This window comes from Mesobacillus sp. (assembly GCF_057785455.1).
Genome location: NZ_JBYNSB010000001.1, coordinates 132272 through 156829, shown reverse-complemented (window position 1 = coordinate 156829; position 24558 = coordinate 132272). Strand labels below are relative to the sequence as shown.

The following is a 24558-nucleotide window of genomic DNA, read 5'->3' as shown; positions in this document are numbered from 1 at the left end:
TATCAAGCAGCACTCATGGTATAAGTGCGATCCTTAATCTGGTTTTATTAGGCCACTAATCAATTCTCTAATTAAAAACAGGACAAAGAGATCTGTGTTTATTTCCGAGCCCATTATACGGTTTCAGACTTTTTATTTGACCTGATTGGATACAAAGCTTTTTCTACTGTTTGAGCGTTCTTCTCTGTTATCTCAGGTTTTCTCGGAATCGGAGGATACAGGTCAGCCGGATCATCCCATTGAGTCGGGAGCTCGGTCTGTGCCTTTTCCTTCCATTCATCAATCCAAGCCTGTGGCAAGCTGCCATAACAGTTTGAGTTTTCAATCATTTCAAGCCAGATTAATGACCATGCTCTTGGTACGACGCGCCAGATATCGTAGCCGCCGCCTCCGACTGCAATCCACTTTCCTCCGCAATATTTATGGGCTATTTCATGGGCGAGCTTTGGAATTTCCCGATAAATTTTCATGGTAGCGGACAAGTGTGTCAAAGGGTCCAGATAATGTGCATCGGCGCCGTTTTGTGTGAGGATCACATCAGGCTTGAAAAACTCAGCCACTTCAGTGAGTGCGTTCTTATACGCATCAAGCCAGGAGTCATCCTCTGTAAAGGCATCTACAGGAATATTGAAGGAAAATCCATAGCCTTTTCCCTGCCCGCGTTCATTGACATTCCCTGTACCCGGGAACAAATATCGGCCGGTTTCGTGAATCGATAACGTGCAAACATTGGGATCGTCATAGAATGACCATTGTACGCCGTCTCCATGATGGGCATCCGTATCCACATACAAGACCCGTGCATTATATTTTTCCTGCAGGTATTTGATGGCTACAGAACTGTCATTATAAATGCAAAAACCAGATGCTTTTCCCCTGAAGCCATGATGCAGTCCGCCGCCCAAATGCAGGGCATGATTGGCCTTCCCGGTCATGACATAATCAACAGCATTCAGGGTGCCTCCAACCAATAAGGCGCTGGCTTCATGCATATTCGCAAAAATTGGTGTATCTTCTGTTCCCAATCCATAGCTTTCCGCTGCATCACCTTTCAGCTTGCCCTGTCCGGCCAGCTTGACTGCATTCACGAAGCTGGGATCATGGATAAGGGCTAGCTCTTCGTCCGTCGCCATCCGCGGAGGCACAATTTGATCATCGCTGATAGCCCCTAATTTTTGCAATAAATCCAAAGTAAGTTTCAGCCGCATCTGATTAAAAGGATGATGGTTGTTGAATCGGTAATTCAGCAGCTCCTCTGAAAATACGAACACGGAGCGGTCGCTCATGGCGAAATCCCCGGAAGATTAGGCCACAGCACGTTGTGTCCGGCCTTTTTTAGATCCTCGATTACCGCAATCGGGTTCATCGTCTGGATTCTTACGACCAGAATTTTGTAATGCTCATCCTTTTTATCAGGGTATACCAGCACGCTTTGGATATTGGCTTTTCTCATGCTGATCACCGAGGCTATTTCACAAAGCATTCCGGCCTTGTTTGGCACCTTTACTTCAATTTGCGAGCCGGGCTGGTGGGCACCGGTCAACTCCACCAATGTATGAAGGAGGTCTGTCTCGGTCACGATTCCAACCAGCTTCTTATCCTTGATGATTGGAAGGCAGCTGATATTGTGCTCGTAAAAGACAGCCGAAATCTCCTCTACAAAATCAAGAGGGTGTCCAGTTATGACATCTGTCGTCATGATGCTGCTGACTGGCTTCTCAAGCTCACTCTTGTGCTCATCCCAATGGAAGATAGAAGGAGCCGCATCCTTGATATCACGGTCAGAGACCAGTCCAACAATGCTTTTATTTTGATCGACGATCGGGATATGGCGGATTTTTTTATCAGCCATCAGCTTGATTGCTTCAGCTATCGTATTTTCTGGAAAAAGAGAGGCTACATTTACCTTCATAATTTCTTCTATGATCATGCTTCTTCCTCCTTAAGTGAGGCATCAATCATCGCATACAATGCGAACGTGCAATGCAATTGCTATATAAAAGTCTATTAAACAGCTTTTAATACATAAAACGGTTCATGAACCTGAGCTGGTCGAACTTCTGGACGGATTCAGCTCCAATTCTTTTCCCGATTCGTGCCATCAGGCAATTGGCGGGATGGGAACTGATTTCAGGGTCGTCAGTGGCGTACCAGACAAGGCCGCCCGCATTCATCATTTTTTCCATGACTTTGCGGTATTCCCAAACATTCAGGCCAGTGCCTTTTAAATCCCAGTGCCAGTAATATTCGGTCGTGATTATGATGTAGTCCTCCATGGCATCGTCCATCATGGAAACGACAAGCAGATTTTTCCCGACTCTGCTGCCGCGGAATTCAGGGATTACCTCAATTGCGCCCAGCTCGATTAGATCCTCCATGCCGCCTTCAGACCAGCGCTCAAGCGGATCCGGATAGAGGTATGTAACATATCCTACAATCATATGACCTGAACGGGCTACAATAATCCTTCCTTCAGGCAGCCCGGCAATTTCAACAAGCGCCTTATGCTGCTGGGCAGGAGGGCGAAAAGCTACCAAATCCTTATGGAATTCATAGCTTGCCAGTTTTTCAGGAGAAATGGGACCTTCAATGATTAAAGGACCATGAGGAGTTTTCAATTCTTTTGCGTTGTAAGTCTTTTTATGTTCCATTCAGTCACCACCCGTCAACATTTCAAACGATAATTCTATTATACATAAAATCTAACAGATAAAAGCGCTTTCACAAAATTTTCTGTTTTATTAAATGCTTTTATAAAAGGCTGTTGATTTTCGTTCCAGGCGCTTCGCTTTCCGCGGGGCTGGTGTTGAGCTTCCTCGTCGCTTTGCTCCTGCGGGGGCTCAACTTACCAGCTGCGCCCGCAGGAGTCTACGCGCCTTCCACTACAATCGACAGGCTTGAATAAAATTCAGAGCTTGTTAGCATCTAGAACTAAAAATTACTAGGTATTAATAAATCTTAAGGATATATTTTGTCTACGAATATTTTAAAAATTGAGAAAAGAGAATTTTTATACTATAATGTATTTTAAATAAAAAAGACAAGGGGGATGGATATATGAAAGTGGAAGCGCTGCCAGTAACACAGGGAGAACACAATCTTAAAGATTATGAGGAATTCCATGGCCAATTTGATTGGGCTGATGCCGAGAAAGAATTCTCCTGGCATGAAACAGGGAGAGTGAATTTGGCATATGAGGCAATTGACCGACATGCCAAGGGCTTCAGAAAAAATAAGGTCGCTTTGTATTATCAGGATGGTACACGCAAGGAAAAGTACACCTTCAAAGAAATGAAAGAGATGTCCAATAAGGCTGGGAATGTCTTCAAGACATATGCTGATGTTGAAAAAGGGGACCGTGTTTTCATCTTCATGCCTCGTTCTCCAGAACTGTATTTCGCAGTTCTTGGCGCAATCAAGCTCGGTGCCATCGTAGGACCTTTATTCGAAGCATTCATGGAAGGTGCTGTCCGAGACAGGCTTGAGGATAGCGGAGCGAAGGTATTGGTAACGACTCCAGAGCTTTTGGAAAGGGTGCCGGTCAGCGAGCTGCCTGACTTAAAGCATGTTCTTTTGGTTGGCGACAATCTGGAGGGCAATGGAGAATACATCGATTTCAAACAGAAGCTATCTGAAGCGAGCAGCAAGCTTGATGTTGAGTGGGTTGACCGCAAGGATGGATTGATTTTACATTATACGTCTGGTTCGACTGGAAAGCCGAAGGGAGTCCTTCATGTCCATAACGCCATGATCCAGCATTACCAGACAGCCAAATGGGTCCTTGACCTTAAGGAAGAGGATGTTTACTGGTGTACAGCCGATCCTGGCTGGGTAACAGGTACTTCATACGGAATCTTTGGCCCGTGGCTTGCAGGAGCTTCCAATGTCATTATTGGCGGCCGCTTCAACCCTGAGACATGGTACAAGATGATCGAGGAGTATGGAGTGACGGTATGGTACAGTGCGCCAACAGCCTTCAGGATGCTGATGGGGGCAGGGGATGAGGTAGTGAAGAAATTCGACCTGAGCTCACTTCGCCACATCCTGAGTGTTGGAGAGCCTTTGAATCCGGAGGTTGTCCGCTGGGGCATGAAGGTGTTCCATCTGCGTATACATGATACATGGTGGATGACAGAAACTGGAGCTCAGCTAATCTGTAATTACCCAAGCATGGAGATCAAACCAGGTTCGATGGGCAAGCCGATACCAGGAGTGAAAGCAGCGATTGTCGATGACCAGGGCAATGAACTGCCTCCATACAGAATGGGCAACCTGGCCATCAAGAAGGGCTGGCCGTCCATGATGCATACCATCTGGAATAACCCGCAGAAATATGAATCCTATTTCATGCCTGGCGACTGGTATGTATCCGGTGACTCAGCGTATATGGATGAGGATGGATATTTCTGGTTCCAGGGACGCATTGATGATGTCATCATGACATCAGGCGAGCGCGTTGGTCCTTTCGAGGTTGAGAGCAAGCTAGTAGAGCACCCTGCAGTAGCGGAAGCTGGAGTCATCGGCAAGCCAGACCCAGTCCGCGGGGAAATCATCAAAGCTTTCATCGCGCTTCGTGACGGCTATGAGCAATCAGATGAACTGATTGAAGAAATCCGACAGTTTGTTAAAAAAGGCCTGGCAGCACATGCAGCTCCGCGAGAAATCGAATTCCGCGACAAGCTGCCTAAGACAAGAAGCGGTAAGATTATGCGCCGTGTCTTGAAAGCATGGGAGCTTGACCTTCCAACTGGTGACTTGTCCACAATGGAAGACTGATCGTTTAATTATGATGGCTCTGTTAATGCTGAAAGTTGTTTTTTAACCCTGTTGATTGTAGTGGAAGGCGCGCAGACTCCTTCGGGATGAAGCGGGCAGATGAGACCCCGCAGGAGCAAAGCGACGAGGAGGCTCAGCGCACGCCCCGAGGAAAGCGAAGCGCCTGGAACGAAAATCAACAGCCTAGTTTAACAGAGCTATTATGATAAAAGAGCATGAATTGATATCATGCTCTTTTTGCTGTTCTATTTGTGAACAAAACAATTTTTCTAAAAAAAATTTTTTATTTTAGTTTATGATAATATGGTAATAAAAGGGTTTGCTAGGGAGCTTTCTAGCAGGAGCCGAGGTGAAAAATGAGAATCTCCAAGATCCATCCAATATTTTATCATCTGAGGATTAGACAAAAGCAGCTTTTCCGCTCTTTTCAAAATATAAAGAACCGAAAAATCTTCGCTAAATCATTTAGTAAGGAATCCTTTCCATACACTTGCAAGAAACATCAATCCCTCTTGAGGAGGAAGCTGGGGAACAGTGACCCGCAGCTCCAGGAAAACAAAATCACAAACCTGAAGCTTGCTGCCAGCAAAATTGATGGCATTATCATTAAACCTGGTGAAACCTTTTCATTTTGGGAATTGGTCGGAAAGACGACAAGAGAAAAAGGTTATATTGAGGGAATGCAGCTCTCCAGGGGAGAAGTTAAAACCGGAGTAGGCGGCGGAATCTGTCAGCTGGCGAATCTGCTGTATTGGATGGCTCTCCATACTCCACTAGAAATAGCAGAACGGCATCATCACAGCTTTGACCCTTTTCCTGATGAAGGCAGAGTGCTGCCATTTGGGAGTGGCGCAAGCGTATTTTATAATTACATCGATCTCCGGTTTAAAAATCCTTCAGACCAATCGTTCCAGATTAGAACCTGGGTTACCAGCAAGCATTTAAAGGGAGCAATTTTCTCTGATACTGTTTTAGCATATTCCTATCATATTCTCGAGAAAAAACATCGCTTTCTGAAACAAAACAACAAAACCTTCCGCGAAAACGAAATTTGGAGAAAGGTCGTCGATAAAAGGACAGGAGACTCTGTACATGAAGAGCTTCTGATTAGAAACTTTTCAGAGGTAAAATATGATGTATTTGAGGAGCAGTTTTTACAAAAGACATGCTGGACAGAAGGGAAGTCCATTTGACTAAAATGAATAGGATTGCCATTATTACGGTCGGTTTAACTCATAGCGGAAAAACTACATTCGCGCATGCTTTAGAACAAGCACTGAACAACTCCATCGTGATTGACCAGGATAACCATGCCGAGTTCCTTAACACATTTTATAAAAAGCTCCTGCCGAAACAAGGAGCTAATACGCTTAAATATGCGATCACGAAAACCATCGTTGATCATGCTGTCGAACAGACACAGTCCCATCTCATTCTCTGTAATTCCAATCGAAATCAAAAAGGACGGCGGCAATTATTAAGTTATTTGAAAGATAAAGATTTTACCACCATTCTCATTCATTTCAACATACCTGACGATATTCTGCGAACAAGAATTGCAGAAAGCATCCGCAGTACCACTATTTTCAGGAGTGCCTTCACTTTCGAAGAGGTCCTTGATAGGCAGCAAGCTTAATCTTCAAACCCTGATGTTACAGCACCGTCGGGAGATGAAGCGGATTATTTATTCGTGATTTCGGATAGTGATGAAACACAGGGAATCATACACCTTGCTGAAAATGTCCGGTGAATGTGTTATTGGAAAAACTACAGAGAAGCTGGGGGAGAAAATATGAAAAAGCGTTTTCTAATTATGCTGGTTTTCAGTGTTTCTTTGATTACAGCCTGTACAAATAGTGAAGAGGCCGTAAGTCAGCTGAAAGAGGAGAAAGAAAAACTGACGTCGAGTTTAAATGAAAATAAAGCTGTCCAGGAAAAATTAGCCCAGAGAGTGACAGAACTAGAACAGCAAGTTGAGAATTACCAAAAGGAAGTTGAGATGTTTCCCAATTTCAGTGATCTATCAAGACAGTTTGTTAGTGCGCATACTTCAGGTGACATAGAAACGCTGCAAACTCTATTGTCTGATGAACTTGTGCTGGAACAAATTGAACACACTTTGTATATAGAAGATGATACTAACTATAAGTGGCAGGTATTCACTGTTGGTGATAAACTCGATGACTGGGTTATCCAAGGATTTCAATATAATAAGGATAATAATACTTATATGATACATATAAGAGAATTTTACACAAATGCAGAAGGAGAGCCTGTAAGTCCGCCGACATTCTTAAATTTGACCTTTAAATTGGTCAACGATGAATGGAAGGTAAGCGGATTAAGTTTTGATGTCTAAAGAGGATTAAAGGGGTATTGGTTAGCATGCAGTTTTCGGAAAACAAGAGAGGATACCCCGGCCTCTGTTTCTTTTTATCAAAATAGGGAAAAACATAGGTAAGTCCCGGAAATGCTTTTCACCAAAATCATTTCTGGGATGAAACAATAATCCTTTTGGAGGCATGCAGAATGAATGATATTACAGTCTATACAACCAATACTTGACCGTACTGCACAATGATGAAACAATTCCTTGAGGGTCAAGGATTAAACTACAAAGAAGTAAACGTACAATTCGACCAAGAAGCAGCCCATAAGCTAGTAGAAGAAACCGGACAAATGGGCGTACCCCAGACCAAAGTAAACGGCCACTGGGTACTCGGCTTCGATCCCGAAACACTGATGCAATACGTAAATAAATAATCCATGGAAGCACGGGGACGTACCCAGTGCTTCCTTTTTGTTTACATAGAAAGCTTGTTTTTATTTGTACAAAGCACTTCTTTACAAAGGAAGCAAAGGGGAATCCTCAGGTTCCAAGTTTATATAGGCGGTAATAGGGAAAAGGACAACTGATAAAATACTGCAAAAGGGAGATGACAAGAATGCAATTCAAGAATGTACTGCTGTCGATTCCATTAGGTGCAGGATTACTTTTAGCAGGATGCGGTGCGGACGAAAATCCGCCGCCAGAAGATGAGAACAACATGGAGAACATGGAAGAACAAGACCATATGGAAAATCAAAACAATATGGAGAACATGGAAGAACAACAGGATGACCAGGAATCTGATATGGAATCAGAAAACGATAATTAGGATGGAAGCACCGGGACGTTTCTAATGCTTTTGTTTAAAAGAAAGCGCCAGCAGAGAATTTCGGCTTCGGATACCTATTACTCCAACTGAATTTGCAGTTTAAAATGCCTTCGTGGACCAAATTGCTATGTTAGCGATTTGGTCCTTTTACTTTGCTTGGAATAAATCATTTTTGCTTAAAAGGGATCATGTCCCATTGTATTGAATCTTTTTATTAAACATTATTCGTCTTACATGCTGGTAGTAATTTATATCAAATTAGGCAAAGCCACTAATGAACCTATAAAAAGAAATTCATGGGTACAACCTAGACATGTAGTATGAACATATGTCTAGGTTTTAGTTTTCCAGTATACAATTGAAAAAGGTGCCAAGATGTTATCTAATCTTCACCTTATCAATAAGCTAAATAAAAAAGGTTATAATCTGACAGATTATAAAAAGGCGAGAAACATTCCATTGGATGAGAACCGTTTCAGTCAAGGGATAAAGAAAAGCGGCTCTTTTGGTCATTTGGCATCCTTTTAATGGCGTAATAAGAGAAAGGCAGCAGAGGAAAAAACTGTTGCCACAAATAAAGCTCAAACAATAAAAATAAGGCAGGTGTATCGTGATGATTGAGATTATCGCAGCAGGCATTGAAGATGTAAAAAAAATTGAGCAGTTCGGAGGTGACAGGATCGAACTGGTTTCCGCTCTATCGGAGGGAGGGCTGACCCCAAGCTATGGCCTTATAAAAATGGCTGTAGAGGCAGTGGAAATCCCGGTTAATGTTATGATAAGACCACATTCAAAATCGTTTGTCTATTCCGAGGAAGAAATAGGCATCATGATTCATGATATAAAAGTAGTGAAGGAACTTGGTGCAAATGGGGTTGTTTTAGGAACCTTGACTAGCAAAGGTGAAATATGCGAAAGGAGCCTTCAACAGCTCCTCCATGTAACCGACGGACTGGAGGTTACCTTCCATCGGGCAATTGACGATTTGCTCAATCCTGCAGAAGGGGTCAAAAAGCTGTCCGGTTATAGAGAGATTGACAGGATTCTCACATCTGGAGGAAAAGGAAGGGTAGAGGATAACATTGAAGTGATTCGGCAAATGATCGATCACTCCAAACATATAAAAATTCTAGTTGGCGGCGGACTAACTTTTGAGAATATAAAAATTATAATGAAAGAAACCCAAGCTCCTGAGTTTCATTTCGGAACTGCAGTTAGAAGGGACTTTTCACCATTCGAAGATATAAGTGAACAACAGCTGAACAGCCTTTTAAAGCATATTAATGCATAGGATGGGTTGTTTGCATTCCTGGGATGCTAACCTCCTTGCTTTGTTTGAAGAATGGAAAAGTTGGCATTGGAAAGAGGGAGAGGGCAATATTAGAACTTCCTGCTATGGTCATATATAAGCTTTTATTGTGGCTTTTTTTTGCATAGGCTCTGTTAATGCCGAATGTTGATTTTTAACCCCTGTTTCTCTTCGTTCCAGGCGCGCAGACTCCTTCGGGATGAAGCGGGCAGGTGAGACCCCGCAGGAGCAAAGCGACGAGGAGGCTCAGCGCATGCCCCAAGAAAAATTTGCTCTTGAAAAAGCCGGCAATTGGGCTTTTTCATAATTTTTCAGAGGAAAGCGGAGCGCCTGGAGCGAAAATCAACAGCCTAGTTTAACAGAGCTTTTGCATAAATAAATGTAGGCTTATTCCACTTCACTTTGTAATTTAAAGTGTACGCTGTAAAAATATACGCTTGAATTTAATTCATAGAGGTTAACGCGACATTTTGTGTACTTTCTATTTGAGCTAAAGCTAAAGAAGCAGGATTAAGGTAACTTAAACAAAGGAAAGTGACAATATAGGAAGCAAGGAAAACGTCGCTCTTGACCTTATTTTTTTTATACGTTAATATTATACATATAGGGGTAATGGTATTTAAGAAACAACAATTTGGCTTTATTAGCAAAAACATGAACGAAATAAAGGAGGAAATTTAAAATGAGTAAAAAAGTAGCAATCATCGCAAGTAATGGTGGTTTATTTGACGCATATAAAGTATTCAATATCGCAACGGCAGCGGCTGCCACTGATCAGGAAGTAGCTGTGTTCTTCACATTTGAAGGATTGAATTTAATACATAAGGAAGCGTATAAGCAGCTTCCTATGCCAGAAGGCAAGGAGCATTTTGCAGAAGGTTTTGCCAAAGCTAATGTTCCTGCTATTCCGGAATTGGTTGATATGGCGAAAGAAATGGGCGTTAAATTCATTGGCTGCCAAATGACAATGGATGTAATGGGACTTGAAAAAGAGGCATTCATCGATGGAATCGAAGTAGGCGGAGCTGTAACATTCCTGGAATTTGCAACAGATGCAGATGTTAGCTTGACATTCTAATTCCGCTCTTTGGTTAATTCCTTGTAGGTAAAAAAAGCTTAAAAACTATATCGATTACCCTGTAAAATTAAATGCGGCCTTTCCGACAATTTTAACATTGGGAAAGGCCTTTGTTATTGTCACTGAACGGTATTTTAAAAGCCCTATGAAAGCCTTCTAAACCTGGTTTGGAAGGCTTTTTGTTTTTGCTAAGAAATAGTATCACTCTTTATAGTTTCAAACAAAAACATGAGAACCAACAATAAAAATAACATGAAAAACATAAATAATTTATTGTAAATCGATAAATGTGATGGTAAAATCAATCTACAATAATCCAAAAGAGGTGCTTTGTATGAAACACAGTTCTACACTATTTTTAAAGCTGGCTGTTATTCTTATGGGAGTTCCCGTTATAGCGTTATGCATTTTTCTGGTGCCGGAGATAGCTGGGTTTGCGGCTGAATTGTATCCTGAGATGACATTTATTAAATACCTCGTGTTCATTGATTTTTATGCAGCAAGCATTCCTTTTTACTTTGCTTTGTATCAGGCTTTTAAACTTTTAAACCTTATTGACAGAAATGATGCTTTCTCGGATTTATCAGTCAGGGCATTGATGAATATAAAATACTCTGCAATCGCAATCAGTACGATATTTGCGGCAGGTTTGCCCCTTTTCTATCTTGTAGCAGAGAGAGACGATGCACCGGGTATCATCCTGATTGGGATGCTCCTTATTTTTGCTTCGATGGTGATCGCAGTCTTTGCGGCCGTACTCCAAAGACTTCTGCAGGAAGCTATTAACATAAAATCTGAAAATGATTTAACAGTCTGAGGTGAGTGAAATGGCGATTATAATCAACATTGATGTGATGCTGGCCAAAAGGAAAATGAGTGTAACAGAACTTTCGGAGAAGGTTGGAATCACCATGGCCAACCTATCAATATTGAAGAATGGAAAGGCAAAAGCGATTCGCCTATCCACGTTGGAAGCTATCTGCAAGGCCTTAGAATGCCAGCCGGGAGACATATTAGAATATCGAAGTGATGAAGAGTGAAGCATGGGGACGTATCTCATGCTTCCTTTTTTGATTGAGCAATTCAATAATTGATCGCTATGTAAGGGTGAAAATAGAAGCAATGGGTACGTCCCCATGCTTCTATTAACCAAAAAAGAAGCAAAGGGTACGTCCCTTTGCTTCTTCCTTTTAATTGCCGCCGCCGCCGTTTCTGTTTCCATTACCGTTTCCGTCACCATCGCCGCCTCCTGGTGGTGGTGGGGTAGGTGGGTCCTTCGGTTTTGGATTGGTTGGTGGTTCGTCTGGTTTTGGATCTGTCGGTGGATCGGCTGGTTTTGGATCTTTTGGCGCTCCTATCTCTATGATATTGGATGGTGCTGATTCTTTCCCGGCAATATCGACTGCGGTAACGTAGAATGCTCCGCTGCCTGCTTTGAACACTAGGTCTGCACCTGCTTTGATGCTGCCGACCTTTTGTTTTCCGTTATAGACTCTGTATCCGACAATATCATTTTCAGGGTGTTTAGCCCAGACAATCGAATTGCCTGATAGTTTGATTCCTGGAGCTGCAGGTGCTTTGCCGTTTTCACTAAGCTTATCTTCAGCAACAAGAATTTTGGACCAGGCATCCTTCTTAGGAAGGAGCTGGGAAACATCCCGGATTTTATGGCCGATGATGCTTTCCATATATTCAGGATTCAGGATGACGCCTGTTTCAGCAAATTCTGCTGGAGTTGAATCCAATGCGAGATAGCGCTTGTCACCCACATAGACAAATTTGCTTTCCACTAGGCTGTCATCTACTTTTGTAGGTGCATACTTGGCTATGAAATAATCGGACTGAACCAGGCCAGCTTTCGAACATGCGCTGGATGGCAGTAAGCCTGATACAGCACAATAATCTCTCTTCACGATTCCGCCAGGCATTTTAAAGCGGTCAGCCGGATCGACCAGTTGTGGTGCGACATCATAAGCATCATTCACTAAGTCAGCCCAGATATACTGGGTGCGGACCCCATAGGAAAGTCCTTTATATTTCTTTTCTAGCGGCTTGTTGTGGTCATAGCCAAGCCATACGCCCATGGATACATTCGGGTTGGTTGCTACGAACCATGAATCGTAATATTCATGACCCGTACCTGTTTTTCCTGCCCAGTCTGAAGCGAACTTAAGGCGCCCGTTGACAGCAGTCGCCGTTCCGCGCTGGATAACATCCCTCATCATATCGATCGTCAAATAGGCTGTCTGAGGGCTGAACACGTCTACAGGCTCGGATTTATGCTGATAGACGATATTGCCATGTTTATCTACAATCTTTTCAATGAGGTAAGCGTCGATGAACTTTCCGCCGTTTGCAAATGTGCCAAATGCATTTGTGTTTTCCTCTACTGTTACCCCACCCTGCAGCGAACCAATTGCAGTCGCAAGATTGGAGTAATCATCTCTTCCCAGACTGGAGAAGCCCATTTTATCCAGGAAAGTAGCAGGTTTTTGCCCAAGAATATTCTTGTAGGCAAGGACGGCAGGCACGTTATAGGATTTTGTCAGTGCGTACCTTGCTGATGTCAATCCGCTATATTTCATGTCATAGTTATGCGGCCATGGTTTTCCAGGCCCGTATAGGAACACTTCAACGTCCGGTAAAATCGTTCCTGGATGCAGCTTACCAAGCTCCATCGCAGGGGCATAAACAAGCAGCGGCTTCATTGTAGAGCCATTTTGCCTTTCCGTAAACGTTGCATGATTTGCCTGCTGGCGCTTGAAATCACGACCGCCGACAAAGCTGATGATTCTGCCAGTTTTGTTTTCAATCATCATGGCACCGATTTCAACCTGTTCCATAATCGTGATTGTCTTATTCGGATCATCAGGATCAGGAACTTCCTGTGGTTTATCACTGCCATAATACTTATAATTTTTTGCCGTTTCCTGCATCTTGTTGTAGATATCTTTGTTAATGGTCGAATAAATTTTATATCCGTTCTGGCGAAGATCACGATCTGCCAGAGCATCATATTCTTTTCTCAGATCATCATCATTCTTCAAATCCTCTAGTTCATAACCATCACGCTCTGCAAGGATACCTGCTAAAATTTCAACAGCACGGGACTCAATTTCAAAAGTGAGGTAAGGATACTCTTCAACAGTGTTATCACTAGGGACTTCTTTTACGAAGTCTTTGGTAATATCATAGTTTATTGCCTCCTTAAACTCCTGGTCGGTGATGAAGCCGGCACCATGCATTCTCGTCAGAACCGTTTTGAGCCTGGTCAATCCCGGTTCAAGGCCGGCAGCATCTTTAAGGACACCGTGATTGCTGCTAAATGGCGTATAGCCGAAGGGACTTTGAGGAAGACCGGCGATGAACGCTGCCTGGGGCAGAGTCAAATCCTTGGCATCCTTTCCGAAGATTCCCTTTGCCGCTGCCTGGACACCGGCAATATTGCTGCCGTTTGCATTACGGCCAAACGTTGCGACATTTAAATACGCTTCCAAAATTTCTTTTTTATCGAAAAATTTCTCCAGACGGAGTGCCAGCAGGATTTCTTTCGCTTTACGCGCGAAGGAAATCTCATTGGTCAGGATCTGGTTTTTGATAAGCTGCTGGGTCAGTGTACTTCCCCCGGAAGATGTCGCCGAGTTCGTGACTTCCTGGAAGAGTGCGCGCATGATTGCCTTTGGCACAACGCCGTCATGCTCATAGAAATACTCATCCTCTGTCGCCACTATCGCGTTGACAAGATGTTGGGATACACTATCCAGCTTGACTTCCTCACGGTAGAGGTCTGTCCGGAGCTTGCCGAGATAAACATCATTGGCGAAGTATAAGTCCGAAGTTTCTTCGTAGTTGTATATATCTTTCTTCATCGTTTCGTAAGGCCTGATTTGTTCATCTTTCACAAGGGACGCAAAGTATCCGGCTCCGGCTCCGCCGGCAAATCCGGCACCAAGAACCAGGACGATCATCAATAACAGCAGCATGTTCCAGACAACCGAGTAGGTAATCCTGGCCCCTTTTACGGTTTTTTTATTCGTAAAAAAAGCACCCAAGGATTTTATTTTCTCTTTCCAAGGCTGTTTTTCATCTTGCATTCGTATCATTCCCCCTAAAATCACATACATTATAGCATAAACAAGCATCCGAAAAGTCACGAATCGCCATTTTTCAGAAAATTTATGTCGAATTTGACAACTGATATAACTTTATGGTAAAAATGCTTTATTAACTTTATAGTAAAAGCTGTGAAGGGAATTAGTAGTGCTTCTGTCCATGTTCCAGAAAGCCGGCGGTTGCTGTGAGCCGGTACAAACAGAAGGATGAATTACCTCCCCGAGCGCCGCGAGTGAACAGGACACATAGTAGCTGCGGCCGGTATAACCGTTACATTATTGAGTGGAAGACAAAATTTGTTTTCAAGCCGGGTGGTACCGCGCATATATAGCGTCCCTGCATTTATTGCAGGGGCGTTTTTTATTTGCCCTGATACCTGGTATGAATAGAAAGAAAAGATTGAATGGAGGAAGGAAAATGGATTTATTACAGGACCTGGAATGGCGCGGGATCGTCTACCAGCAGACAGATGAAGAAGGACTTAAAGATTTGCTGACAAAGGAAAAAATCTCACTATACTGTGGAGTTGACCCGACTGCAGACAGCATGCATATCGGACATTTGCTTCCATTCCTGACATTGCGCCGTTTCCAGAATGCAGGGCATCGACCAATAGTACTTGTTGGAGGAGCCACAGGCCTGATCGGCGACCCGAGCGGTAAGAGTGAAGAGCGCAAGCTGCAGACTCTTGAGCAAGTTCAGCTGAACGTTGCAGGCATCAAGAAGCAGCTCGAGCAAATCTTCAGTGTTGAGGGTGAAAATGGAGCAGTAATGGTGAACAACTACGACTGGGCAGGCTCTATGGACATCGTTACCTTCCTGCGTGACTTCGGTAAGCATGTCGGTGTAAACTACATGCTTGCAAAGGACACAATTGCTTCAAGACTTGAAACAGGTATTTCTTTTACAGAATTCACTTACACGATCCTGCAGGCAATGGATTTCTTCCATTTATATGAGAAGCATGACTGCAAGCTTCAAATCGGCGGCAGTGACCAGTGGGGAAATATTACAACTGGACTGGAACTGATCCGCAAAATGTCATCGGAAGGTTCAAAGGCATTTGGCCTGACAATTCCGCTTGTAACAAAGGCAGATGGAACGAAATTCGGCAAATCCGAAAGCGGGGCAGTGTGGCTTGACCCTGAGAAGACTTCACCTTACGAGTTCTACCAGTTCTGGATCAATACAGCAGATGCCGACGTCGTTAAATACCTGAAATACTTCACATTCCTAGGAAAAGAAGAAATCGAAAAGCTTGAAAAATCAGTTCAGGAAGAACCGCATCTTCGCCAGGCCCAAAAGACTTTGGCAGAAGAAATGACTCGCTTGATTCATGGTGAAGAGTCACTGCAGCAGGCAATTAAAATTTCCGCAGCGTTATTCAGCGGCGATGTGAAAAACCTGACAGCCGATGAAATCAAGCAAGGTTTTAAAGATGTTCCATCCTTCAAAGCAGAAGGAGAAGAGGAATTAGGACTGGTCGACCTTTTGGTTGCCGCGAAAATTTCTCCATCAAAACGCCAGGCGCGTGAAGACGTCAGCAATGGCGCAGTATCATTGAATGGAGAGCGTGTGACTGACACTGCTTACGTGCTCGGTGAAGCGGACAAGATCGAAGGTCAATTTACAATTGTGCGCCGCGGTAAAAAGAAATACTTCCTTATTAAATACTAAGTTTTAGTGAAAACAGCCTTCCTGGAGAGCAGGAAGGCTGTTTTTTATGTAAAATTGATAAGGTTTCCTTAAATTCAGGAGATATTACTGTGGGTAACAGCGTTCATATCGTTGCAGACAGCTTAGAATAGCTAGGATACAGCAAATTCTTGTCCAAATCCCGCAAATCACCTTCATGATTCCGCGGAAGTTGGTCGAAATCCCGCAAATTTGCCACTCAATTCCGCAACTCGTATATTTTTACCCAAAAAGTAACAAAAATCTTCGGTACGAACAAACCCAAAACGAAAAATCCCCCGCCAAATGGCAGGGGATTTCATTAAACAAACTATTAACGAGAATAGAATTCAACGATAAGAGCTTCGTTGATTTCAGCTGGAAGTTCAGAACGCTCAGGCATACGAGTGAAAGTTCCTTCTAGCTTGTCTGCATCGAAAGTCAAGAAGTCAGGTACGAAGTTGTTTACTTCGATTGCTTCTTTAACTACATCAAGGTTGCGAGACTTTTCACGAAGTGTGATTGTCTGGCCAGGAGCTACGCGGTAAGATGGGATATCTACGCGTGCGCCATCAACCATGATGTGGCCGTGGTTTACTAACTGGCGAGCTGCACGGCGAGTGCGAGCAAGACCTAGACGGTAAACAACATTGTCAAGGCGAGCTTCAAGAAGGATCATGAAGTTTTCACCGTGCTTACCAGGCATTTTGCCTGCTTTGTCGAACAAGTTACGGAACTGGCGCTCAGTAACTCCGTACATGTGACGAAGCTTTTGCTTCTCTTGAAGTTGCAATCCGTATTCGGATAATTTTTTACGCTGGTTAGGACCATGTGGACCTGGAGCGTAAGGGCGTTTTTCTAATTCTTTACCTGTACCGCTTAGTGAAATTCCAAGACGGCGGGATAGTTTCCAGCTTGGGCCGGTATAACGAGCCATGAATGACTCCTCCTTAGTTTTTATTTTGTAAAATAAAAACAGATTGTGACTAACCATTATGGGTATTTTGTTTTCATGTACCTTCGCCCTAGCAGCAGCGGGTTACGAGATACACCATCAAACCATGTTTGAGGAACAAAATACATACATAATGCAGACCACATAGGCTGCGATATTTTACACAAAGAGTATTATATAATTATTATCGGACTAAAGTCAAGGCAATTTCATAAAAGAAATAGGATTGCGCTTAAAAGATTCTCTTATTAAATCATACTATTTTACTATGTATATGATATACTTGATAGTGATTGTTTCATTTTTTCAAAATTTGGATATTAATTATACGTCGCACTTTGCCATATGAAAAATAGTTATAAAAATCGATCAATCAATAGTCACATCCGATCGCTGTTGCGATTGAAAAACAGGTGATACATATGGAAGAAACATTAGAACATGAAGAAAAAAGGTACAAGCAGCTTTTCAGGGTGACAGAAAAGTTCCATTCAACAATGGATATGGATGCTGTTCTCGGGGAAATCATCTCAACACTGAAGGAGATGTATCCTGCTTTCACCTATTATCTGATGCTGTCCCATGACCACAATGGCTATGCGGGTCTCCCTGTCAAGGAGCTGGAATATGACGGAGAGAATATTACGGCCATGCAGTCCTATGTAAGCGGACAGGTACAATTCGAGGATTCTCTTGCCGATAAAAACTCTATTTTGTACGCTCCTTTAAAAGGGAAGCAGGGGGTATACGGGGTGCTGCAAATTATCGCACCCGACTCGCTCGTTTTCCCGCCAAATGAGGTTGAATTCATCAGGCTTTTGGCCAATACGGCAGGGAGCGCGCTTGAAAATGCCAAGCTGTATGAGCAATCAAGAAAGCTGGTTTCCGACCTGCAATTGATCAATGAAACCTCTCATCAGCTCAATACCAGCCTGCGCATGTCTGATACGATGAAGTTTATCTGCGGACAGATTCTTAAGTCCTTCCAGGCCCAGGAGGTCGGTTTCATCATGCTGAATGGTGAAACTGATGATTACTCTGTGCTCCAGGGCAGCACAAGCTTCTTTTTCTCCAGCCATGCTGCCAGGTATATCATGGATATTGGCATGAGGATCCAGCGTGACAGAGAAGCATTGTTTATCGGTGATCTTGATTCTGAAAAAGATGGACCATCCTTGCAGTTTCGCTCCATCATGGGGGTGCCAATGATCCAGAGCGGCGAACTCAAAGGCTTTGCCCTGGTCCTGCACGAAACACCATATCATTTTTCATTTGATACCTTTAAATTGCTGCAGTCATTGATTCATCACTCGACACTTGCTTTCACAAATTCACTGCTTCGGGAAGAACTTGAGAAAATGGTTGTCACTGACCATCTGACAAGGCTGTATTCAAGGAAATACCTTGATGAGAAAATGAAGCTGAGCATGCTTGAGGATGCTCAGGGAAGTTTCATTCTCATCGATATTGATAATTTTAAATGCGTGAATGACAAATACGGGCATCAGGTTGGCGATGATATTCTCATCCAGCTGGCCAGCCAAATTGCAAAAAATATCCGCGGTACGGATGTTGGTGCAAGATGGGGAGGCGAAGAACTGGCTATTTATTTGCCGGGAGCTCCAATGGAGATAGGCGTCATGATTGCAAACAGGCTTGTTGATAAAGTAGAAAAGCATACCCAGCCGAATGTCACGATCTCGTGCGGTGTCTCTGCCTGGGTAAAAGGCCAGGAAGATACAGTAAAGTCTGTATTCAAGAGGGCGGATCAGGCCTTATACATGGCAAAAAGCTCCGGCAAAAACAAAGTCGTTGTCCAGAAAGAAAATCAATTCGATTTCATCAGCACTCAGGAATGAGTGCTTTTTTATTGTGTAGAACTTCTTCCTTTTTTTCCTGAGATAAAATGCTTTCCATAATGAGTTAAATATCATATCCTGAATATGGGAGTATTTTGTAAGCGGTTACAAAAAGTATAGGAGGATTAGTATGACAGAGAAACGATTCGAAACAGAAGTAATCCATTCAGGATATAAGTCAGACGAATTCAGGGGAAGTCTGGCTCCGCCGCTATTCCAAACGAGCACATTCACATTCGAAACTGCCGAGCAGGGTGCAAGGCGCTTTGCTGGCGAAGAGGATGGTTTCATTTATTCCCGCCTGGGAAATCCGACGGTCGCGATGCTTGAGGAAAGGATGGCGGCCATTGAAAAAGGTGAGAAAGCACTGGCATTCGCTTCCGGAATGGCTGCTGTTTCTGCAATTCTGATTTCACTGACCAGAAGCGGTGACCATATCCTTTGTTCTCAGGGTGTATATGGCTGTACGTTCGGACTGCTTCAGCTTATGCAGGAAAAATATGATATTCATCATGATTTCTCGATGATGTCAACGAGAGAAGAAGTATTGGCAGCGATTAAGCCTGAGACGGCATGTATTTATATTGAAACTCCTATCAATCCGACCATGAGGCTTGTGGACCTGGAAATGGTCGCTGAAGTTGCCAGGGAAAAAGGGATCCCGGTCGTCGTCGATAATACCTTCAGTTCCCCGTATCTGCAAAATCCAATCGAGCTGGGCTGTGATTTTGTCATTCACAGCGCAACGAAATACATTTGCGGTCACGGGGATGTCATTGCCGGTATCGCAGTTGGGCCAAAGGAAATCATGTCCAAGATCGCGATGACGACACAGAAGGACATAGGCGGAGTCATGTCGCCATTTGATGCATGGCTGCTGCTTCGCGGCTTGAAGACGCTTCCAGTCAGGATGGATCGCCATTGTGACAATGCGGAAAAATTGGCTGCTTATCTTTCAGAACATCCAGCTGTTGAGGAGGTCATTTTTCCAGGAGACCCTAAGCATCCTGATTACAGCATTGCGAAAAAGCAAATGCGTAAGCCAGGCGGGCTGATTTCCTTCAATATTAAAGGGGGACAGGAAGCTGCCCAGCTCTTCATGAATCAATTAAAGCTGATTAAAATCGCCGTCAGCCTTGGAGACGCAGAAACATTGATCCAGCATCCCGCTACGATGACTCATGCAGTTGTACCAAAGGAAGCACGGGAAAAAATGGGCATCAAGGATAATATGCTGAGGCTATCGGTTGGCCTGGAAGCATGGGAGGATCTGCGCGATGACCTTGAAGCTGCTTTTGAAGCGGTAAGAAAGGAAAGTAAGCAGGAAAGCGGCACTCTATAAGTTACTTTTTAAACCCATTCTGTAAAACTGCCAATCAGGCTGTTGCACTGCAGCGAAGTTTCACAGCGGCAAATTAGAAAATATAAAAGAAGCAGTCATCCATTAGTGGGTGACTGCCTCCTGTCTTTATTAGATATACCGCACTAATACCTCTACAAATTCCTCAAGCTTCTGCTGATCCAGCTCATCAAAGCGGTTTTTCTCAGGGGAGTCGATATCGAGAACCCCGATTACTTCACCATCTTTAATCATTGGAACGACAATTTCGGATTGAGATGCCGCATCACAGGCGATATGGCCAGGGAATAAATGGACGTCTTCGATTCGCTGCGTTTCTTTATTTGCTGCCGCAGTACCGCAGACTCCTCTGCCAAGCGGAATGCGGACACAGGCAGGCAATCCCTGGAATGGTCCAAGAACCAGCTCGCCGTCCTCCATCAAATAAAAGCCAGTCCAGTTGACGCGGTCAAGGAATTGGTTAAGGAGAGCTGAAGCATTGCTAAAGTTTGCAATCGCATTTTTTTCATCCTCGACCAGAGCTTTTAACTGCTTTATTAATAGATCGTAATTTTTATCACGGCTATCGCTGTAAGTTTCGACTTTAAACATTGTTTTTCCCCCTTATTCAAGAAGTTTTACTATACATTGTATCAAATAACAGCGAAACAATGGAGACTTTGTCGAGCTTTTTTTAAAGGGAATTTCAAAGATTTCAAGAAAGGTAAACCTATGAAGAAATGTGAGGAAGGCGAGGGGTGGAGATGAGGAAAAATTCGAGAGCTGCCATTATTGATGCGGCCATCTGCTTGTTTAATACGAAGGGGTTCAATGGTACATCAATCAGGGATATTGCAGCAAAGGCGGATGTGAATGCAGCGAATATCTCTTACTATTTCCAGAATAAGAATGGCCTCCTCGAAAACTGCTTTACAGCCTTTTTTGAACGATATTTGGAGGAGCTGGAGAAAGGCTACGCTTTGCTGGATTGCGGGGCGGAAATCTGCCTGAAGGCGATGGTAGACAATGTTTTAAGGTTCCAGTGTGAGAATACCCAGTTAACCAGATTTATCCTCAGGGAAATGTCAATAGATTCACAGGTTGTTCGTGAAATCATGTCAACGTATCATGTGAAGGAGCGGTATTTATTCAAGCTTGTGCTTGACCGCGGGATGGAGAACGGCGAATTCAGGAACCTTTCCCACCAATACGTCATTTTGCAGCTGAAATCCCTTCTGTCGATGCCATTTTTGAATACTCATTATGTGACAGAGGTTCTCCATGTACTGCCTCATGAGCGCTATTTTGCCGATCGATATGGCAGAGAGATATCCGAGTGGATTAAGGGAACAATCTGTGCCAGCCAGCATCTGCCGCAAAAAATGTTAATTAATATATAAATAGATAGAAACCGGCTTGATTAAAAGCCGGTTTCTATTTTTTTTGGCTGAGCATCTTATCCAGCCCCTGGCCCAGTTCCTTTGCCTGGTGTGCATCTGAGCCATAAATCAGGGGAATTCCCAATGCCTCTGCCTTTTTGATGACCCACTCAGGCGGATATGGCTCCCGGCACAGGGGTTTTGCTGTTCCGGCACCATTATAGTCCAGCTCGTACCCTTTTTCTGCAATACACTGCAGTATTTCCGCGATTTCCTTTTCAAAGTTCTGAAGGGGAGGGTACTTTAGCTGGAACTTACTTGCCAATGTTATATGGCCAATTCTTTTGGGCTTGTACTGCCCCAAATCAGCCTGCAAGGATTTTATTACAGTCTGATAATACCGTTGATGGACAGCTTCCACAGAGCCGTAGTGCCGGATCATTTCCCAGAAATGGTCGGGACTGTAATCAATGCAGTCGTACTTGCCATGATTATTTTTTAAAAAGTGCACGGAAAGTACAGCATCATCGAGGCAGCGGCCATATTCATTCAGGAAGTCAGCTGTCTCCCTTTCGTATCCTTCGATAAAATCAACCTCAAAGCCTGTGTTGACCTTTATTTTTCCTCTATACTCCTGCTTTACTTTTTCAATCGCGGTAAAATAATCATCCAGGTCCTCGTGCTTCATAGCGCTGTCCTTGAAAGGGGTTGGATCTGTGAACCCAATCGGCAGCGGGGCGTGTTCAGCAAAAGTAATTTCTGTGTAACCGAGCTGCAAAGCCCTCTCCAGATAATCATCAAATGTATCCTTCGTACCATGCGGGCAGAAAGAAGTATGTACATGTCCGTCTTTCATAAATCGCACCTCCAAAAGCTATTAATTTACCAGGGCAGGGAGCCGAATCGGCTTAATTCGGATAATTTCAACAAAAAATATGAAATTAATAGTCAAAAAATGTCGTTTACATGGTAATATAAATACATTATACACGCATTTATCAATTCTTTTTTATATAGATGGTATAGAACTTGGAATTTGTGAGGCCAGGGGGATAACAATGGAGTACATAATTGGCGGAATTGCTATATTGATCATTGTATATTTTATAGGGTACTTTATGAAACGAAAATTTTACAGCGAGGTAGATAAATACGAAGCCTGGAAAATCGACATCATGAACAGGCCTGTTCTTGAGGAAATGTCAAAGGTGAAGCAGCTGAACATGACCGGGCAAACGGAGGAGCTGTTTGAACGCTGGCGGCAGGAATGGGATGAACTCGTTACTGCCAAGCTTCCCGGAATTGAGGATTATTTGTTCGATGCCGAGGAATATATCGACAGATACCGCTTCAGCAAGGCGAAGGAATCGCTCGCTGCGATTGACACCAAGCTGACAGAAACCGAGGATAAAATCAAAAAAATCCTTCACGAACTGAATGAACTGGTCGGAAGCGAAGAAAAGAACCGTGAGGAAATCGACGGGCTTAAAGAGCAATATAGAGAATGCAAGAAGAATCTGCTGACACACCGCCACAGCTTCGGGAAGGCGGAAGCAAGCCTTGAAGCGATGCTGGAGGAAATCCAGGCGAAATTTACCGAGTTCGATGATAAAACCGAGAATGGGAATTATCTTGAAGCAAGAGAGACGGTCCTTTCCATAAAGGCAAAGCTTGACGAGGCTGCCGAGAAAATGGACACAATCCCCGAATTGCTTCATGATTGCCAGTCAGTGATCCCGGCCCAGGTCAGTGATCTTAAAGACGGAATCAGGGAAATGTCCGCACAAGGATATGTCCTTGGTCACTTGAACGGCGAAGAAGAGCTTGAGAACATTGGCTTAGAACTAGCTCAATACCTGGAATCACTTGAAAGCGGAGATGTGGAAAAAGCGAGAGAGGGAATCCATGGCTTAAGGGGTAAGGTTGACAATTTGTTTGACCTGCTTGAACAAGAAGTGATGGCAAAGCAATACATTACGAAGACAGAGCATGAGTCTAGGGAAATCCTGGTTAAGGCGATTACAGAAAGCAAAACCCTTAAGGATGAGACGAAGCATATCCAGGAAAGCTACCATCTTTCCGAAAAAGAGCTAGAAGCCCAAAGTCATGTGGAGCAGCAATTGAAGGCATTGATCAAACGTTTTGAATTGATTGACCACCGCATCACAGATAATGACACAGCCCAAAGCTTGATCAAAACAGAGCTTGAAGAGGCTAGGCAGCAGCTTGATGCTCTTGTCGAGGAACAGAAAGCCCTTATGGAAAAGCTGAGCGCCCTCCGCAAGGACGAAATTGGCGCAAGGGAAAAGGTAAAGGAGCTATCCAAAAAGATTACCGACTTGATCCGCAAGGTGTCCAAAAGCAATATGCCAGGGTTATCGCAGGACTACAAGTATCTTTTGGATGATGCAAACGAAAGCATAAAGCAAGTCAATGAAAAGCTGGACGAAAAGCCGCTAGATATCCCTTCAGTGAATCAGTATCTTGAGATTGCTGTTTTAACGGTAAATAAGCTTGAAGCATCCACTGAAGAAATTGTGGAAACAGTCATGCTCGCGGAAAATGTGATTCAATATGGAAACAGATACCGCAGCCGTTATCCATCTGTAGACAGAGGTCTGCGCGAAGCGGAAGAGTACTTCAGGAATTATGATTATCGCCAGGCACTCGAGCAGGCAGCAACTTCAATTGAAGAAGTCGAACCGGGCGCCCTGAAGAAAATCGAAGTCATGCTTTCAGATAAAAAATCTTAACCAATCAGGTCTCCTAAAACGGAGACCTGTTTTTTTGGAGACACTTTCTGGAAGAGTAAACGGGGGGGCAGCAACGTATTGAACATTAAGTGACAGAAAGGATTGTTTGATAAGCCAAAGCAGAAGATTTTGGAGATAATAACGGCAGGTTCTCTTTCACGCTGC

The 24558-nt window shown here is 43.6% G+C and carries 22 protein-coding genes and 1 other annotated feature; of the genes, 15 read left to right on the top strand and 7 right to left on the bottom strand.

What is annotated here, in order from left to right:
- Nucleotides 1-113: 113 nt before the first annotated feature.
- From AC3EBE_RS00755 to AC3EBE_RS00745, 3 genes are all read right to left on the bottom strand, one after another.
- Nucleotides 114-1286, bottom strand: a complete 1173-nt coding sequence (locus AC3EBE_RS00755) for an acetoin utilization protein AcuC (RefSeq protein WP_488593122.1) — start codon at nt 1284-1286, stop codon at nt 114-116.
- Nucleotides 1283-1930 carry an acetoin utilization AcuB family protein gene (locus AC3EBE_RS00750; protein ID WP_488593121.1) on the bottom strand — a complete coding sequence of 216 codons (648 nt, stop codon included), beginning with the start codon at nt 1928-1930 and terminating at the stop codon, nt 1283-1285. The genes AC3EBE_RS00755 and AC3EBE_RS00750 overlap by 4 nt, the downstream gene beginning before the upstream one ends.
- 88 nt (nt 1931-2018) lie before the next feature.
- Complete coding sequence (locus AC3EBE_RS00745; protein ID WP_488593120.1) at nt 2019-2651, bottom strand: GNAT family N-acetyltransferase; 633 nt, start codon at nt 2649-2651, stop codon at nt 2019-2021.
- A gap of 406 nt (nt 2652-3057) precedes the next feature.
- Between AC3EBE_RS00745 and acsA the strand changes: the two genes are divergently transcribed.
- From acsA to AC3EBE_RS00695, 10 genes are all read left to right on the top strand, one after another.
- The gene (gene acsA, locus AC3EBE_RS00740; protein ID WP_488593119.1) at nt 3058-4776 is read left to right on the top strand and encodes an acetate--CoA ligase; all 1719 of its coding nucleotides are present in this window, start codon (nt 3058-3060) and stop codon (nt 4774-4776) included.
- A gap of 356 nt (nt 4777-5132) precedes the next feature.
- The gene (locus AC3EBE_RS00735) at nt 5133-5969 is read left to right on the top strand and encodes a VanW family protein (RefSeq protein ID WP_488593118.1); all 837 of its coding nucleotides are present in this window, start codon (nt 5133-5135) and stop codon (nt 5967-5969) included.
- A 5-nt stretch (nt 5970-5974) separates the two neighbouring features.
- Nucleotides 5975-6412, top strand: coding sequence for an ATP-binding protein (locus tag AC3EBE_RS00730; RefSeq protein WP_488593174.1), 438 nt, complete (start codon nt 5975-5977; stop codon nt 6410-6412).
- Between the two features lie 156 nt (nt 6413-6568).
- Entirely contained in the window at nt 6569-7135 is a 567-nt protein-coding gene (locus AC3EBE_RS00725) for a hypothetical protein (RefSeq protein ID WP_488593117.1), read from the top strand.
- 170 nt (nt 7136-7305) lie between these two features.
- Nucleotides 7306-7539 carry a glutaredoxin family protein gene (locus AC3EBE_RS00720; RefSeq protein ID WP_488593116.1) on the top strand — a complete coding sequence of 78 codons (234 nt, stop codon included), beginning with the start codon at nt 7306-7308 and terminating at the stop codon, nt 7537-7539.
- 182 nt (nt 7540-7721) lie between these two features.
- A complete protein-coding gene (locus AC3EBE_RS00715) occupies nt 7722-7934 on the top strand; it encodes a hypothetical protein (protein ID WP_488593115.1) in 213 nt (70 codons plus the stop codon).
- Nucleotides 7935-8547: 613 nt separating this feature from the next.
- Entirely contained in the window at nt 8548-9225 is a 678-nt protein-coding gene (locus AC3EBE_RS00710; protein ID WP_488593114.1) for a copper homeostasis protein CutC, read from the top strand.
- Between the two features lie 700 nt (nt 9226-9925).
- Nucleotides 9926-10321, top strand: coding sequence for a DsrE/DsrF/DrsH-like family protein (locus AC3EBE_RS00705; protein WP_488593113.1), 396 nt, complete (start codon nt 9926-9928; stop codon nt 10319-10321).
- 334 nt (nt 10322-10655) lie between these two features.
- Entirely contained in the window at nt 10656-11138 is a 483-nt protein-coding gene (locus tag AC3EBE_RS00700; protein ID WP_488593112.1) for a DUF2975 domain-containing protein, read from the top strand.
- A 10-nt stretch (nt 11139-11148) separates the two neighbouring features.
- A complete protein-coding gene (locus AC3EBE_RS00695; RefSeq protein ID WP_488593111.1) occupies nt 11149-11361 on the top strand; it encodes a helix-turn-helix domain-containing protein in 213 nt (70 codons plus the stop codon).
- A 150-nt stretch (nt 11362-11511) separates the two neighbouring features.
- Here the strand turns inward: AC3EBE_RS00695 and AC3EBE_RS00690 are convergent, their stop codons facing one another.
- Nucleotides 11512-14415 carry a transglycosylase domain-containing protein gene (locus AC3EBE_RS00690; RefSeq protein WP_488593110.1) on the bottom strand — a complete coding sequence of 968 codons (2904 nt, stop codon included), beginning with the start codon at nt 14413-14415 and terminating at the stop codon, nt 11512-11514.
- Nucleotides 14416-14556: 141 nt separating this feature from the next.
- Nucleotides 14557-14775: a binding site (T-box leader), on the top strand.
- Nucleotides 14776-14851: 76 nt separating this feature from the next.
- Between AC3EBE_RS00690 and tyrS the strand changes: the two genes are divergently transcribed.
- Nucleotides 14852-16111 carry a tyrosine--tRNA ligase gene (tyrS, locus tag AC3EBE_RS00685; protein WP_488593109.1) on the top strand — a complete coding sequence of 420 codons (1260 nt, stop codon included), beginning with the start codon at nt 14852-14854 and terminating at the stop codon, nt 16109-16111.
- A gap of 331 nt (nt 16112-16442) precedes the next feature.
- Here the strand turns inward: tyrS and rpsD are convergent, their stop codons facing one another.
- A complete protein-coding gene (gene rpsD, locus AC3EBE_RS00680) occupies nt 16443-17045 on the bottom strand; it encodes a 30S ribosomal protein S4 (RefSeq protein WP_079510073.1) in 603 nt (200 codons plus the stop codon).
- A gap of 440 nt (nt 17046-17485) precedes the next feature.
- Between rpsD and AC3EBE_RS00675 the strand changes: the two genes are divergently transcribed.
- Both AC3EBE_RS00675 and megL read left to right on the top strand, forming a co-directional pair.
- Complete coding sequence (locus tag AC3EBE_RS00675; protein ID WP_488593108.1) at nt 17486-18922, top strand: sensor domain-containing diguanylate cyclase; 1437 nt, start codon at nt 17486-17488, stop codon at nt 18920-18922.
- A gap of 130 nt (nt 18923-19052) precedes the next feature.
- Nucleotides 19053-20264, top strand: coding sequence for a methionine gamma-lyase (megL, locus tag AC3EBE_RS00670; protein WP_488593107.1), 1212 nt, complete (start codon nt 19053-19055; stop codon nt 20262-20264).
- Between the two features lie 129 nt (nt 20265-20393).
- Here the strand turns inward: megL and AC3EBE_RS00665 are convergent, their stop codons facing one another.
- Nucleotides 20394-20873: a GAF domain-containing protein gene (locus tag AC3EBE_RS00665; RefSeq protein WP_488593106.1), complete on the bottom strand. Its 480-nt coding sequence runs from the start codon at nt 20871-20873 to the stop codon at nt 20394-20396.
- A gap of 152 nt (nt 20874-21025) precedes the next feature.
- Here AC3EBE_RS00665 and refZ point away from each other — a divergent pair, with 152 nt between their 5' ends.
- On the top strand, nt 21026-21661 hold the full coding sequence (gene refZ / locus AC3EBE_RS00660; protein ID WP_488593105.1) for a forespore capture DNA-binding protein RefZ: 636 nt from the start codon (nt 21026-21028) through the stop codon (nt 21659-21661).
- Nucleotides 21662-21695: 34 nt separating this feature from the next.
- Here the strand turns inward: refZ and hisJ are convergent, their stop codons facing one another.
- Complete coding sequence (hisJ, locus tag AC3EBE_RS00655; RefSeq protein ID WP_488593104.1) at nt 21696-22496, bottom strand: histidinol-phosphatase HisJ; 801 nt, start codon at nt 22494-22496, stop codon at nt 21696-21698.
- Between the two features lie 202 nt (nt 22497-22698).
- On the opposite strand from hisJ, the gene ezrA reads away from it, so the two are divergent.
- Nucleotides 22699-24393, top strand: a complete 1695-nt coding sequence (gene ezrA, locus AC3EBE_RS00650) for a septation ring formation regulator EzrA (RefSeq protein WP_488593103.1) — start codon at nt 22699-22701, stop codon at nt 24391-24393.
- Nucleotides 24394-24558: the final 165 nt, after the last annotated feature.

Coding starts and splice junctions, on each gene's coding strand:
- AC3EBE_RS00755 (WP_488593122.1), bottom strand. CDS start 1,286: ATGAGCGACCGCTCCGTGTTCGTATTTTCAGAGGAGCTGCTGAATTAC.
- AC3EBE_RS00750 (WP_488593121.1), bottom strand. CDS start 1,930: ATGATCATAGAAGAAATTATGAAGGTAAATGTAGCCTCTCTTTTTCCA.
- AC3EBE_RS00745 (WP_488593120.1), bottom strand. CDS start 2,651: ATGGAACATAAAAAGACTTACAACGCAAAAGAATTGAAAACTCCTCAT.
- acsA (WP_488593119.1), top strand. CDS start 3,058: ATGAAAGTGGAAGCGCTGCCAGTAACACAGGGAGAACACAATCTTAAA.
- AC3EBE_RS00735 (WP_488593118.1), top strand. CDS start 5,133: ATGAGAATCTCCAAGATCCATCCAATATTTTATCATCTGAGGATTAGA.
- AC3EBE_RS00730 (WP_488593174.1), top strand. CDS start 5,975: ATGAATAGGATTGCCATTATTACGGTCGGTTTAACTCATAGCGGAAAA.
- AC3EBE_RS00725 (WP_488593117.1), top strand. CDS start 6,569: ATGAAAAAGCGTTTTCTAATTATGCTGGTTTTCAGTGTTTCTTTGATT.
- AC3EBE_RS00715 (WP_488593115.1), top strand. CDS start 7,722: ATGCAATTCAAGAATGTACTGCTGTCGATTCCATTAGGTGCAGGATTA.
- AC3EBE_RS00710 (WP_488593114.1), top strand. CDS start 8,548: ATGATTGAGATTATCGCAGCAGGCATTGAAGATGTAAAAAAAATTGAG.
- AC3EBE_RS00705 (WP_488593113.1), top strand. CDS start 9,926: ATGAGTAAAAAAGTAGCAATCATCGCAAGTAATGGTGGTTTATTTGAC.
- AC3EBE_RS00700 (WP_488593112.1), top strand. CDS start 10,656: ATGAAACACAGTTCTACACTATTTTTAAAGCTGGCTGTTATTCTTATG.
- AC3EBE_RS00695 (WP_488593111.1), top strand. CDS start 11,149: ATGGCGATTATAATCAACATTGATGTGATGCTGGCCAAAAGGAAAATG.
- AC3EBE_RS00690 (WP_488593110.1), bottom strand. CDS start 14,415: ATGCAAGATGAAAAACAGCCTTGGAAAGAGAAAATAAAATCCTTGGGT.
- tyrS (WP_488593109.1), top strand. CDS start 14,852: ATGGATTTATTACAGGACCTGGAATGGCGCGGGATCGTCTACCAGCAG.
- rpsD (WP_079510073.1), bottom strand. CDS start 17,045: ATGGCTCGTTATACCGGCCCAAGCTGGAAACTATCCCGCCGTCTTGGA.
- AC3EBE_RS00675 (WP_488593108.1), top strand. CDS start 17,486: ATGGAAGAAACATTAGAACATGAAGAAAAAAGGTACAAGCAGCTTTTC.
- megL (WP_488593107.1), top strand. CDS start 19,053: ATGACAGAGAAACGATTCGAAACAGAAGTAATCCATTCAGGATATAAG.
- AC3EBE_RS00665 (WP_488593106.1), bottom strand. CDS start 20,873: ATGTTTAAAGTCGAAACTTACAGCGATAGCCGTGATAAAAATTACGAT.
- refZ (WP_488593105.1), top strand. CDS start 21,026: ATGAGGAAAAATTCGAGAGCTGCCATTATTGATGCGGCCATCTGCTTG.
- hisJ (WP_488593104.1), bottom strand. CDS start 22,496: ATGAAAGACGGACATGTACATACTTCTTTCTGCCCGCATGGTACGAAG.
- ezrA (WP_488593103.1), top strand. CDS start 22,699: ATGGAGTACATAATTGGCGGAATTGCTATATTGATCATTGTATATTTT.